Source organism: Pseudomonas sp. GW821-FHT02A08 (assembly GCF_059422045.1).
On record NZ_JBWKWD010000021.1, the window covers coordinates 37,168 to 51,021 of the forward strand.

The 13,854-nt window shown below is 59.0% G+C and carries 11 protein-coding genes; 1 reads left to right on the forward strand and 10 read right to left on the reverse strand.

What is annotated here, in order from left to right:
* Positions 1-8: 8 nt before the first annotated feature.
* Together ftsH and rlmE are read right to left on the reverse strand one after the other, a co-directional pair.
* The gene (ftsH, locus tag AC07W4_RS16190; protein WP_015093436.1) at positions 9-1,919 is read right to left on the reverse strand and encodes an ATP-dependent zinc metalloprotease FtsH; all 1,911 of its coding nucleotides are present in this window, start codon (positions 1,917-1,919) and stop codon (positions 9-11) included.
* Between the two features lie 199 nt (positions 1,920-2,118).
* Positions 2,119-2,751: a 23S rRNA (uridine(2552)-2'-O)-methyltransferase RlmE gene (rlmE, locus tag AC07W4_RS16195; protein ID WP_007988685.1), complete on the reverse strand. Its 633-nt coding sequence runs from the start codon at positions 2,749-2,751 to the stop codon at positions 2,119-2,121.
* Positions 2,752-2,856: 105 nt separating this feature from the next.
* On the opposite strand from rlmE, the gene AC07W4_RS16200 reads away from it, so the two are divergent.
* Complete coding sequence (locus AC07W4_RS16200) at positions 2,857-3,165, forward strand: YhbY family RNA-binding protein (RefSeq protein ID WP_007942889.1); 309 nt, start codon at positions 2,857-2,859, stop codon at positions 3,163-3,165.
* A gap of 9 nt (positions 3,166-3,174) precedes the next feature.
* Here AC07W4_RS16200 and AC07W4_RS16205 read toward each other — a convergent pair whose 3' ends face one another.
* From AC07W4_RS16205 to grpE, 8 genes are all read right to left on the reverse strand, one after another.
* Complete coding sequence (locus AC07W4_RS16205; RefSeq protein ID WP_495033130.1) at positions 3,175-3,558, reverse strand: MFS transporter; 384 nt, start codon at positions 3,556-3,558, stop codon at positions 3,175-3,177.
* Positions 3,559-3,607: 49 nt separating this feature from the next.
* Positions 3,608-4,084, reverse strand: coding sequence for a transcription elongation factor GreA (greA, locus tag AC07W4_RS16210; protein WP_056728592.1), 477 nt, complete (start codon positions 4,082-4,084; stop codon positions 3,608-3,610).
* 2 nt (positions 4,085-4,086) lie between these two features.
* Positions 4,087-7,308, reverse strand: coding sequence for a carbamoyl-phosphate synthase large subunit (gene carB, locus AC07W4_RS16215; protein ID WP_008047456.1), 3,222 nt, complete (start codon positions 7,306-7,308; stop codon positions 4,087-4,089).
* A gap of 118 nt (positions 7,309-7,426) precedes the next feature.
* On the reverse strand, positions 7,427-8,563 hold the full coding sequence (carA, locus tag AC07W4_RS16220) for a glutamine-hydrolyzing carbamoyl-phosphate synthase small subunit (RefSeq protein ID WP_495033088.1): 1,137 nt from the start codon (positions 8,561-8,563) through the stop codon (positions 7,427-7,429).
* Positions 8,564-8,822: 259 nt separating this feature from the next.
* Positions 8,823-9,626 (reverse strand): 4-hydroxy-tetrahydrodipicolinate reductase, encoded by an 804-nt coding sequence (gene dapB / locus AC07W4_RS16225; RefSeq protein ID WP_008047460.1) that lies wholly within the window; start codon positions 9,624-9,626, stop codon positions 8,823-8,825.
* 10 nt (positions 9,627-9,636) lie between these two features.
* Complete coding sequence (dnaJ, locus tag AC07W4_RS16230; RefSeq protein ID WP_495033089.1) at positions 9,637-10,761, reverse strand: molecular chaperone DnaJ; 1,125 nt, start codon at positions 10,759-10,761, stop codon at positions 9,637-9,639.
* 296 nt (positions 10,762-11,057) lie between these two features.
* Complete coding sequence (gene dnaK / locus AC07W4_RS16235) at positions 11,058-12,974, reverse strand: molecular chaperone DnaK (protein ID WP_495033090.1); 1,917 nt, start codon at positions 12,972-12,974, stop codon at positions 11,058-11,060.
* 102 nt (positions 12,975-13,076) lie between these two features.
* Complete coding sequence (gene grpE / locus AC07W4_RS16240) at positions 13,077-13,643, reverse strand: nucleotide exchange factor GrpE (protein ID WP_008047467.1); 567 nt, start codon at positions 13,641-13,643, stop codon at positions 13,077-13,079.
* Positions 13,644-13,854: the final 211 nt, after the last annotated feature.

Below are 13,854 nucleotides of genomic sequence, written 5' to 3' on the forward strand. Positions count from 1 at the left end.
TTCAAACCTTATACGTCAGCAGCAGGACCGCCGATCGGTGTTTCCGGACGCTCATCCTGCACCACCGGCGGAGTACCGGAAGTACCCGTGCCACCCGACCAGTCGCGCGGCTCGCGAGGCGTACGACCCGCCATGATGTCGTCGATCTGCTCGGCATCGATCGTTTCGTACTTCATCAAGGCATCGGCCATCGCATCGAGCTTGTCACGGTTGTCCGTGAGAATCTGCTTTGCGGTGCCATAGCACTGATCGATGATGCTGCGCACTTCGGAGTCGATCAACTTGGCTGTCTCACCAGAAAAGCTTGCACTCTGACCGCCACCGCCGCGACCGAGGAACACTTCACCCTCTTCTTCGGCATACATCAACGGACCGAGTTTTTCCGAAAGACCCCACTTGGTCACCATGTTCCGCGCAATCTGGCTGGCGCGCATGATGTCGTTGGAGGCACCGGTGGTCACGCCATCGAAGCCCAGGGTCATTTCTTCAGCGATACGACCACCGTACAGCGAGCAGATCTGACTGATCAATGCACGCTTGGACAGGCTGTAACGATCTTCTTCCGGCAGGAACATGGTCACACCCAGCGCACGACCGCGCGGGATGATCGACACCTTGTACACCGGATCATGCTCTGGCACGACACGCCCCACGATGGCGTGGCCCGCTTCGTGATAAGCCGTGTTCTGCTTTTCTTTCTCGGACATGACCATGGATTTGCGCTCGGCGCCCATCATGATCTTGTCTTTCGCCAGTTCGAACTCTTTCATTTCGACGATGCGCTTGCCGGCACGGGCAGCGAACAACGATGCCTCGTTCACCAGGTTGGCCAGGTCAGCACCGGAGAAGCCAGGAGTACCACGAGCGATCACGGCCGGAGCAACGTCGTCGCCCATCGGCACTTTGCGCATGTGAACCTTGAGAATCTGTTCGCGACCGCGAATGTCCGGCAGCCCGACCACGACCTGACGGTCGAAACGACCCGGACGCAGCAACGCAGGATCCAGTACATCAGGACGGTTGGTCGCGGCAATCACGATGATGCCGTCATTCATTTCGAAGCCGTCCATCTCAACCAGCAACTGGTTGAGCGTCTGCTCGCGCTCGTCGTGACCACCACCCATGCCGGCGCCACGATGGCGACCGACCGCATCGATTTCGTCGATGAAGATGATGCACGGAGCGTGTTTCTTGGCCTGTTCGAACATGTCGCGAACACGGCTGGCACCCACACCGACGAACATCTCGACGAAGTCGGAACCGGAAATGGTGAAGAACGGCACTTTGGCTTCGCCGGCGATGGCCTTGGCGAGCAAGGTCTTACCGGTACCCGGAGGACCGACCATCAGCACACCGCGAGGAATGCGGCCACCCAGGCGCTGGAACTTGCCCGGATCGCGCAGGAACTCGACCAGCTCACCGACTTCTTCCTTGGCTTCGTCGCAACCGGCAACGTCAGCCAGGGTGGTTTTCACCTGATCCTCGGAGAGCAGGCGCGCCTTGCTTTTACCGAAGCTCATCGGCCCGCCCTTGCCACCGGCACCGCCCTGCATCTGCCGCATGAAGAACATGAACACGGCGATGATCACGAGGATAGGGAAGCTGGCAACCAGAAGCTGAGTCCAGATGGATTGCTGCTCAGGCTGCTTGCCTTCGACCACGACATGGTTATCCACCAGGTCGCCGATCAGGCCGTTGTCCTGGATCGCGGGACGAATGGTCTTGAAGCTGTCGCCGTCGTTGCGCTTGCCTGTAATCACGTAGCCATCAACCGCCACGCGCTCGACCTTGCCATCCTTGACCTGCTGGATGAAGTCGGAATAGTTGAGGGTCTGCGGCTCGTTAGGGCTGGAGAAGTTGTTCATCACCGTCACCAGGACAGCCGCGATGATCAACCACAGGATCAGATTCTTTGCCATATCGTTCAATTAACTACCCTCTGAAGCAAGCTCCGCTACTGACGCGCGCTTCGCATGATATTCACCGGCCTAACTTACTACATTACCTACAACTTGGCAGGCGCCGTCTGTAACCCTTTGTGAAACACTTCCTACACAATATTCGCTAATTCTGACAAGGCGTAATACAAAAATCCTATCACCCCGATCGAAAATTCACTCATTCCTCACTGCGGCCGCGGAAACCGCGGCCCAGCAGGTACTGCTCGCGAGAACGGTCGCGCGACGAAGTCGGCTTGCGCATCTGCACCTTCTCGAACTGCTGGCGAACGCTCTTGTGGAACTCGTCGAAGCCTTCGCCCTGGAAGATCTTGATCAAAAAATCACCACCGGGCTTGAGCACCCGCGTCGAAAGATCCAGTGCCAACTCGCACAGGAACATCGCTCGCGGCATGTCCACGGCCGGTAATCCACTCATATTGGGGGCCATGTCGGAAATCACAAGGTCTACTTCTTTATTTCCGACGGCATCGAGGATCTGGGCCAGCACGGCATCCTCGGTAAAGTCGCCTTGAATGAAGGTGACGTCGGGGATGCTGTCCATTTCAAGAATGTCAGAAGCGATCAGTGTGCCCTGCCCTCCAATCAGACGACTGGTCACCTGGGACCACCCACCGGGTGCCGCACCAAGGTCGATTACACTCATTCCAGGGCGGATCAGGCGATCCTTTTCCTGGATCTCCAGCAGTTTGTAGCTGGCGCGGGAACGGTACCCGTCTTTTTGTGCCATTTTGACGAATGGGTCGTTGAAATGTTCTTGCAGCCACTTAAGGCTTGTCTTGGAACGGGCCACGGGATACCTCGGAAATAAAACGGGTCGTGATTAACTGGGCGGTCCCGGACTCGCTCGGGTAAACTGGCCGCCGCTTTTTACAAGATCAGACGCAGGGGTCAGATTATGCCGCTCACTCAAGAGCAGAAGAAACAGTACAAATCCATTGGCCACCATCTGAAACCGGTATTGATTGTGGCAGACAATGGTTTGACTGAAGGTGTGTTAGCCGAACTCGAACGCGCATTGGCGGATCACGAGCTGATCAAGATCAAGCTCAACATCCTCGATCGCGAATCGCGCCTGGCGTCCATTGCAGAGCTGTGCAAGGTCGGCAAAGCGGACCTGGTCCAGGTCATCGGCAAGATGGCACTGATCTACCGCAAGAACTTCAGCGTCAACAAGCAGCTGTCGAACGTCCATCGCTTCAAGTGATGGCAAGGGTCAAGGGTGTGCTTCGCGCACCCTGCCACTCCACCCCGGCATCGGCTGCAACACCAGCACCAGCCCGGAAAAGCCCAGAACAAGATAGCTGAACGCCTGCCAACGATCGGCATCCGGCCAGCCGAAACGCACCGCGAAGTACATCGCGCACGCATACAGCGCCATCAACAGCAGTTGCCCGCGAATATCCCGCCATAGACTGACAAGGCCCTCGGCCTTAATCAGCACCAAAGCCTGAAAAATCACACACGCCGTAGCGAATCCCACTACCAACGTATTGAGCGTGCCTGCAATTTCGTCGATCAGTAGCGGCGCCAGGCCAATTCGGCCCAGCACCGGCAACAGACCGATTTGCAACAACCACAAGCCACCGACCCACAACATCTGGGTCAACTGCCAAAGCGTGGCGCCCGCATGAAACGGGCGCCGGCCTTCAGATGTGGCGAACTTCGACAATCTCGTACTCGATAACGCCACTTGGCGTTTTCACCGCGACCACATCGCCCTCTTCCTTGCCGATCAAGGCACGGGCCAAGGGCGAGCCGACCGAAATCTTGCCGAGTTTGAAATCAGCCTCATCCTCACCCACGATGTGGTAAGTGACGCTTTCATCTGTCTCGACGTTGGCGATTTCGACGGTGGTACCGAAGATAACTTTGCCAGTGTGAGGAATGGTCGTGACATCAATGATGACCTGATTCTGAATCCGGCCTTCAATGTCACGAATCCGCGCCTCGACCATACCCTGCTGCTCGCGGGCAGCGTGGTATTCGGCGTTTTCCTTCAAGTCACCCAACTCGCGGGCCGTACCGATGTCCTGGCTGAGCTTCGGACGAACGACCTTGGTCAGGTGAGTGTGTTCTTCTTCCAGGGCGCGAGCGCCCTGAACGGTCATTGGGTACTTCGTTATGCTCATGCCTTCAATCCTGCGTGTAGATCCTGCAAGCGGCGCACGGTCTTCTCGGGACCGAACTTCAGCGCTTCACAGATGGCTTCGCCAGCAGCAATGGTGGTGGTGCAGTAAATCTTGTGCTGCAGGGCATTACGACGAATGGAGTACGAATCAGCGATCGACTGACGACCTTCGGTGGTGTTGATGATCAGCGTGACTTCGTCATTCTTGATCATGTCGACCACGTGCGGACGACCCTCGGTCACCTTGTTCACACGGCGCACTTTCAGGCCAGCAGCCTCGATCAGCTTGGCAGTACCGGCAGTGGCAACCACTTCGAAGCCCAAGTTGATCAGATCACGGGCCACGCCCGCAACCAGTGGCTTGTCGTCGTCACGTACGCTGATGAACGCAGTACCGCCGGTCGGCAGCACTTCGCTGGCACCCATCTGGGCCTTGGCGAACGCTTCACCGAAGGTGTCGCCCACGCCCATCACTTCACCTGTGGACTTCATCTCAGGGCCGAGGATCGGGTCAACGCCAGGGAATTTGGCGAACGGGAACACCGCCTCTTTCACGCTGTAGAAGTTCGGAATGATTTCCTTGGTGAAACCCAGCTCTTTCAGGGTTTTACCGGCCATCACGCGCGCTGCGATCATCGCCAGGGAAACACCGATGCACTTGGACACGAACGGTACGGTACGGGAAGCACGCGGGTTGACTTCGATGACGTAGATGTCTTCGCCTTGCAGCGCCAACTGAACGTTCATCAGGCCGACCACGCCCAACTCCAGGGCCATTTTCTTGACCTGTTCGCGCATCTCGTCCTGGATGTGCGCCGGCAGCGAGTACGGTGGCAGCGAGCACGCGGAGTCACCGGAGTGAACACCAGCCTGCTCGATGTGCTGCATGATCGCGCCGATTACCACGTCCTTGCCGTCGCAGACCGCATCCACGTCCATTTCAATGGCGCAGTTGAGGAAGTGGTCCAGCAGCACCGGGCTGTCGTTGGACACTTGAACCGCTTCACGCAGGTAGCGCTTGAGTTCTTCTTCTTCGTAGACGATTTCCATCGCACGGCCGCCCAGTACATAGGACGGACGCACCACCAACGGGTAACCGATCTTGCTGGCGGCACGAATCGCTTCGTCTTCGCTGCGCACGGTGGCGTTTGGCGGCTGACGCAGGTTCAGGCGCTGGACCATCTGCTGGAAGCGCTCACGGTCTTCGGCACGGTCGATGGCGTCAGGGCTGGTGCCGATGATCGGCACGCCGGCGGCTTCCAGGGCACGCGCCAGTTTCAGCGGGGTCTGGCCGCCGTACTGGACGATCACGCCTTTCGGCTTCTCGACGCGGACGATTTCCAGCACGTCTTCCAGGGTCACTGGCTCAAAGTACAGGCGATCGGAAGTGTCGTAGTCGGTGGAAACGGTTTCCGGGTTGCAGTTGACCATGATGGTCTCGTAACCGTCATCGCGCAGAGCCAGTGCCGCGTGTACGCAGCAGTAGTCGAACTCGATGCCCTGGCCGATACGGTTAGGACCGCCGCCCAGGATCATGATCTTGTCGCGACCCGATGGCGCCGCTTCGCACTCTTCCTCGTACGTCGAGTAGAGGTAGGCAGTATCGGTGGCGAACTCGGCGGCGCAGGTGTCGACGCGCTTGTAGACCGGGAAGATTTCCAGCTTGTGACGGTGAGCACGCAGGCTCTTCTCGGTCACACCCAGCAATTTGGCCAGGCGCATATCGGAGAAGCCTTTGCGCTTGAGGCGGAACATCAGATCGCGGTCGATGCTGGTCAGACCCAGGGTCTTGACCTTCTCTTCTTCCTTGATCAGGTCTTCCATCTGCACCAGGAACCAAGGGTCGATCATGGTCATGCCGAAGATGTCTTCGACGGTCATGCCGGCGCGCATTGCGTCCGCCACGTACCAGATACGCTCGGCGCCCGGCACGGTCAGCTCGCGCTTGAGCACGCTCATGCTTTCCGGGTTGGCCAGGTCAACCTTCTCGTCCAGACCGCAAACACCGACTTCCAGACCGCGCAGGGCTTTCTGCAGGGATTCCTGGAAGGTACGGCCGATGGCCATGACTTCACCCACCGACTTCATCTGAGTGGTCAGGCGCGCGTCAGCCTTGGCGAATTTCTCGAAGGCGAAACGTGGCAGCTTGGTGACGACGTAGTCGATGGACGGTTCGAAGGACGCCGGGGTCTTGCCGCCGGTGATGTCGTTCGACAGCTCGTCCAGGGTGTAACCCACGGCCAGCTTGGCCGCGACCTTGGCGATCGGGAAACCGGTGGCTTTCGAAGCCAGTGCCGAGGAACGGGATACACGCGGGTTCATCTCGATCACGACCATACGGCCGGTGTTCGGGCAGATACCGAACTGAACGTTGGAACCGCCGGTTTCCACGCCGATCTCGCGCAGTACCGCCAGGGAGGCGTTACGCAGGATCTGGTATTCCTTGTCGGTCAGGGTCTGTGCAGGAGCCACGGTGATCGAGTCACCGGTGTGCACGCCCATCGGGTCGAAGTTTTCAATGGAGCAGACGATGATGCAGTTGTCCTTCTTATCGCGGACAACCTCCATCTCGTACTCTTTCCAGCCGATCAGGGATTCGTCGATCAGCAACTCTTTGGTCGGCGACAGGTCCAGACCACGGGCGCAGATTTCTTCGAATTCTTCACGGTTGTAAGCAATACCGCCACCGGTGCCGCCCATGGTGAAGGACGGACGGATGATGCACGGGAAGCCGAGCTTCTCGAGGACCGCGTTGGCCTCTTCCATGCTGTGGGCAATACCGGAACGCGGGCACGCCAGGCCGATGGATTTCATCGCCTTGTCGAAGCGCGAACGGTCTTCAGCCTTGTCGATGGTGTCGGCGTTGGCACCGATCATCTCTACGCCGAACTTCTCCAGAACGCCTTCGCGCTCCAGGTCCAGGGCGCAGTTCAGAGCAGTCTGGCCGCCCATGGTTGGCAGCAGCGCGTCCGGACGCTCTTTCTCGATGATCTTGGCAACAGTCTGCCACTTGATCGGTTCGATGTAGGTGGCGTCGGCCATGGCCGGGTCGGTCATGATGGTGGCCGGGTTGGAGTTCACCAGGATGACGCGGTAACCCTCTTCGCGCAGGGCTTTGCAGGCCTGGGCGCCGGAGTAGTCGAATTCGCAGGCCTGGCCGATCACGATCGGGCCAGCACCAAGAATCAGGATGCTTTTAATGTCTGTACGTTTTGGCATGGGTTTGTCACTCAAATCCGCAGGTCAGTCGGCAAGCCGTCTTGTTCAATCTGTGAAGCCTTGAGGGGGCCGCCGGTTTCGGGACCACCCTCAAGCTTTGCTACATCAGGGCGAGCGATCAGCGTCGCTTGGCCATCTCGGTGATGAAGCGATCGAACAATGGCGCTACGTCGTTCGGGCCAGGGCTGGCTTCCGGGTGACCCTGGAAGCTGAAGGCGCTCTTGTCGGTACGCTCGATCCCTTGCAGGGTGCCGTCGAACAGCGATTTGTGGATCGCGCGAACGTTGGCTGGCAGGGTCGCTTCGTCTACCGCAAAACCGTGGTTCTGGCTGGTGATCATCACCACGCCGCTGTCCAGGTCCTGGACCGGGTGGTTGGCACCGTGGTGGCCGTGACCCATTTTCAGGGTCTTGGCACCGGAGGCCAGGGCCAGCAGTTGGTGACCGAGGCAGATACCGAAGACCGGGATCTCGGTTTCCAGCACGTCCTTGATCGCCTGGATCGCGTAGTCGCATGGCTCCGGATCACCAGGGCCGTTGGACAGGAACACGCCGTCCGGCTTCAGTGCCAGCACATCGGCAGCATGGGTTTGCGCCGGCACCACGGTCACGCGGCAACCGCGCTCGACCAGCATGCGCAGGATGTTCACCTTGACGCCGTAGTCGTAGGCCACCACGTGGTATGGCAGCTCGGAGGCTTCGATGGTCGCGTGGCTGTCGGTTTTCAGGTCCCAGACAGTCGAGCGCCACTCGTAGCTTTCCTTGGTGCTGACGACTTTCGCCAGGTCCATGCCTTTCAGACCAGGGAAGCCCTGGGCGGCGGCGATGGCGGCGGCTTCGGAAATGTTGTCACCGGCCATGATGCAGCCGTTCTGCGCGCCTTTTTCACGCAGGATGCGCGTCAGGCGGCGGGTGTCGATACCGGCGATGGCCACAACATTGTTGGCCCTCAGGTAATCAGACAGGGACATCGTGTTACGCCAGTTGCTCGCAACCAGTGGCAGGTCACGGATGACCAGGCCGGCAGACCAGACGCGATTGGACTCGGCGTCTTCCGGCGTGGTGCCGGTGTTGCCGATGTGCGGGTAAGTCAGGGTGACGATCTGTTGGGCGTAGGAAGGATCGGTAAGGATTTCCTGATAGCCGGTCATTGCGGTGTTGAACACCACCTCACCAACGGTTTGACCGTCGGCTCCAATGGCTTCGCCGCGAAAAATGCTGCCATCAGCAAGGGCGAGTATGGCTGGCTTAGTCAAGAAGACCTCCCGTAAATAAAGCCTGAAAGGGCGATCGCAGGTTGTAAAAAAGCGGAGTGACGTATGGACACGTCACCCCGCTTCTTCACTGAATTATTCTGCGCGCTTTTAGTGGACACACTAAAGCTGTAGCTTACAGAAAAAGGCTTTTTTGGTCTACCGCCAATGAGCCTTAAAGGCTGGAGAATGCGACAGGGCGTCGCTTGGCGGAACAAAACCGGGCTCAAACGCTGTGCGCGAGCCCGATTTCGGGTGCATCTTAACGCAGTTCGAGCACGTCTTGCATGTCGTAAAGACCAGGCTCGCGCCCGTCCAGCCACAATGCAGCACGTACCGCGCCCTTGGCGAAGGTCATGCGACTGGACGCCTTGTGTGTGATCTCGACACGCTCGCCGTCGGCGGCGAACAGCACGGTGTGATCGCCGACGATGTCGCCAGCGCGCACAGTGGCGAAACCGATGGTCTCGCGATCACGGGCGCCGGTCTGACCCTCACGACCATACACCGCCACCTTCTTCAGATCGCGACCCAACGCATCGGCAATCACTTCACCCATGCGCACGGCAGTGCCGGACGGCGCATCGACTTTATGGCGATGGTGAGCTTCGGTGATTTCGATGTCGACATCGTCACCCAGCACACGGGCAGCGGTGTCGAGCAGTTTCAGGCACAGATTGACACCCACGCTGAAGTTGGCCGCGAAGACAATCGGAATGTCCTTGCCCGCCTCCGCCAGCAACTGCTTTTCTTCAACGCTGAAACCGGTGGTACCGATGACCATGGCCTTGCCGTGCTTACGGCAGAAAGCCAGGTTCTTCAGGGTCACCGTCGGGTGCGTGAAGTCGATCAGCACGTCGAACTCGTCGACCACCCGATCCAGATCGCCGGACAGCGGCACACCGATTCGACCCAGCGCAGCCAGCTCACCGGCATCCGCGCCGACCAACGTGCTGTCGGGACGATCCACCGCCGCCGTCAGACCGGCGCCCGGGGTTTGCTGCACCGCTTCAATCAGGGTCTTGCCCATGCGCCCGGCGGCGCCCATCACTGCAATACGTCGCATGCCTGCCTCCTTACAAATCGCCGAAGAAGCGCTTCACGCCTTCGAACCAGCCAGTGGTTTTTGGCGAATGGCTGTTGTCATCCGCCAGCGAACTACGGAACTCCTCGAGCATTTCACGCTGACGACGGCTCAGGTTGACCGGCGTCTCGACCGCAACGCGGCACATCAGGTCGCCAGCACCACCGCCACGCACAGGTGCGACACCCTTGCCACGCACACGGAACTGCTTGCCGGTCTGGGTCCCTTCAGGGATCTTCAGCTTGACCCGGCCATCAAGGGTCGGAATCTCCAGCTCGCCACCCAGCGCCGCATCGACGAAGCTGATCGGCACCTCACAGAACAGATGCTTGCCATCGCGCTGGAAAATCGCGTGCTCGCGCACGTTGATCACCACGTACAGGTCGCCGGTCGGCCCACCCTGGGCACCCGCCTCGCCTTCGCCGGACAGACGAATGCGGTCACCGGTATCGACACCGGCCGGCACTTTCACCGACAGGGTCTTGTACTCTTCGACACGACCTTCGCCGTGGCAGGAATCGCACGGATCGGAAATGATCTTGCCCTGGCCATGGCAGCGCGGGCAGGTCTGCTGCACCGAGAAGAAACCTTGCTGCATGCGCACCTGACCGATACCGCCGCACGTCGGGCAGGTCACCGGCGAAGAACCTTTCTTGGCCCCGGAGCCGTCGCAAGGCTTGCAGTTGACCAGCGTCGGAACACGGATGTTCACGGTCGTACCGCGCACCGCCTCCTCGAGGTCCAGCTCCAGGGTGTAGCGCAAGTCACTGCCGCGCTGAGCGCCGCCACGGGAACCGCCGCGACCGCCACCGAAGAAGTCACTGAAGACATCGCCAAAGATGTCGGAGAAGTTCTGACCACCGAAACCGGCACCGCCGCCACCCATGCTCGGGTCGACACCGGCATGACCGTACTGATCGTATGCCGCGCGCTTGCTGGAGTCGGACAGCACTTCGTAGGCCTCGTTGGCCTCCTTGAACATCTCTTCCGACGCCTTGTCATCGGGATTACGGTCCGGGTGGTGCTTCATCGCCAGGCGACGGTAAGCCTTCTTCAGGTCCGCTTCGCTTGAGCCGCGCTCAACACCCAACACTTCGTAATAGTCACGCTTTGCCATAAGTCTTTGCACTCTTGAGGACGTCCGACAAAACCCTCCTGAGTTTGCCGAACTCGTTGAGCCCCAATACAGGCCCGGACCCAACTCACGTCAATTCAACGATCCTGGTCTTTGTTTCAAAGTGGCACTTTCGGCTCGGAAAGCAGGAGCATTCCCGGCCATGCCAGCAGCATCCGAACTTCGTCGCATGCTGTAAAAATTCGCGTATTCCAGATACGCCAACGCGGGAGCAAGCTCCCGCGCGGCGACATCCTACCAGTCACCGCCTAAAGGCAGTCAACCGGCCGACCAACAACTTACTTGTGGTCTTTGACTTCTTCGAACTCGGCATCGACAACGTCGTCAGCCTTTTCAGCCGATTCAGCGTGCGGTGCCGCGCCTTCAGCAGGCTGAGCCTGTTCGGCGTACATCTTCTGCGCCACTGGAGCGGAGACTTTCGACAGCTCTTCAACCTTGGCGTCGATAGCAGCCTTGTCGTCGCCTTTAACGGCGGCTTCCAGGGCAACTACAGCCGCTTCGATTGCAGTCTTCTCTTCGGCAGTCACTTTATCGCCGGCATCGGCAACCATTTTGCGCGTCGAGTGAACCAGTGCGTCGCCCTGGTTACGGGCAGCGGCCAGCTCTTCGAACTTGCGGTCTTCCTCGGCGTTCGCCTCGGCATCACGCACCATGCGCTCGATTTCTTCGTCGGACAGACCGGAGTTGGCCTTGATCACGATCGACTGAGTCTTGCCGGTAGCCTTGTCCTTCGCACCTACGTGCAGGATGCCGTTGGCGTCGATGTCGAAGGTCACTTCGATCTGCGGCACACCACGTGGAGCAGGTGGAATGTCGGCCAGGTCGAACTTGCCCAGGGACTTGTTCTGTGCGGCTTGCTTGCGCTCGCCCTGCAGCACGTGGATGGTCACGGCGCCCTGGTTGTCGTCGGCAGTCGAGAACACTTGCGATTTCTTGGTAGGAATCGTGGTGTTTTTCTCGATCAGCGCGGTCATCACGCCACCCATGGTTTCGATACCCAGAGTCAGCGGGCTGACGTCGAGCAGCAGAACGTCTTTCACGTCACCGGCCAGTACCGCACCCTGGATGGCAGCACCCATGGCAACCGCTTCGTCCGGGTTGACGTCTTTACGAGCTTCTTTACCGAAGAACTCGGTCACCAGCTTCTGAACCAGTGGCATACGGGTCTGACCGCCCACCAGGATCACGTCGTTGATCGCGCCAACGTCGATACCGGCATCTTTCATTGCGATGCGGCAAGGTTCGATGGTGCGCTGAACCAGGTCTTCCACCAGCGCTTCGAGCTTGGCGCGGGAGATCTTCACGTTCAGGTGCTTGGGACCGGTGGCGTCTGCAGTGATGTACGGCAGGTTCACGTCGGTCGACTGGCTCGAGGACAGTTCGATCTTGGCTTTTTCAGCAGCTTCTTTCAGGCGCTGCATGGCCAGCGGGTCGCCCTTGAGGTTCATGCCGCTTTCTTTCTTGAATTCGTCGACGAGGTAGTCGATCAGACGAATGTCAAAGTCTTCACCACCCAGGAACGTGTCACCGTTGGTGGCCAGTACTTCGAACTGGTGCTCGCCATCGACTTCAGCGATCTCGATCACGGAAACGTCGAAAGTACCACCGCCCAGGTCGTAAACGATCACGGTGTGATCGCCCTTGGCCTTGTCCATACCGTAGGCCAGAGCGGCTGCGGTTGGTTCGTTGATGATACGTTTTACGTCCAGGCCAGCGATGCGGCCGGCGTCTTTGGTCGCCTGGCGCTGGCTGTCGTTGAAGTAGGCCGGAACGGTGATCACCGCTTCAGTCACGGTCTCGCCGAGGTAGTCTTCGGCGGTCTTCTTCATTTTCTTCAGGATTTCAGCCGAGATTTGTGGCGGTGCCATTTTCTGGCCGTTCACTTCAACCCAGGCGTCACTGTTGTCAGCCTTGACGATCTTGTAAGGGACCATCTGAATGTCTTTCTGTACGACTTCTTCGTCGAAACGACGACCGATCAGACGCTTCACCGCATACAGGGTGTTGTGCGGATTGGTCACTGCCTGACGCTTGGCCGACTGGCCAACCAGGATTTCGCCATCGTTGGCGTAAGCGATGATCGACGGCGTGGTACGCGCGCCTTCAGCGTTTTCAATAACTTTTGCCTTGCCGTTTTCCAGCACGGAGACGCAGGAGTTGGTAGTCCCCAGGTCGATACCGATAATTTTGCCCATGTTCACTCTCCCGAAACTTTGGATTTGGTTGCCGCAGCAGTGGTGGCTAACTGCGGTAGCACTTAAACGCTTGACTTATAAATGGGGGCCTTGCGGCGGATTTCAAGCCTGCTCGTCAATCGAAGGCGAAACCGGCGCAGGCGCCTTGCTGACCACGACCATCGCCGGGCGCAGCAGGCGGCCATTGAGCTGATAGCCCTTCTGGAACACCTTCAGAACGCTGTTCGGCTCGACGTCGGCGCTTTCCTGCATGGCCATCGCCTGATGGTGAACAGCGTTGAACGGTTCGCCATGGGGATCGATCGCTTCAAGCTGATAGCGCTTGAGGGTGTCCTGGAACATTTTCAGAGTCAGCTCGATGCCTTCGCGCATCGGACGGATGCTTTCGTCGTCCGGGCTGGACAGTTCCAGACCGCGCTCCAGGCTGTCGACGATCGGCAGCAGGTCGCCGGCGAATTTTTCCAGCGCGAACTTGTGAGCCTTCTCCACATCCTGCTCGGCGCGACGGCGGACGTTCTGCAGATCGGCGGCTACACGCAAAGCCTGATCCTGAGCGCCTGCCAGTTGCTCTTCGAGCACTTGTACACGAGCCGCCAGGTCATCACCCGAAGCCTCGGGCGCCTGGTTGGCGTCTGGGTTTTGCGTATCCACTGTCTGTTCGTCAGCCATAGATTTCTCCTTTCAATTTCGTCCGCGAGCTCAACTCGCGCTTCTGCCCAGCTATATGGGGCCGCAAAATCCGGCTTCAAGGGGGTCCGACGATCAACCCTACAAAAAACAACTGCTTTGTCATTCCCGGTCGCGATAAGGCTTTCGTCGGACCGAGCGAATCGAGCTAACGAGGGGCATTGTCAGCCAGAAACAAAACACTGTATAAATA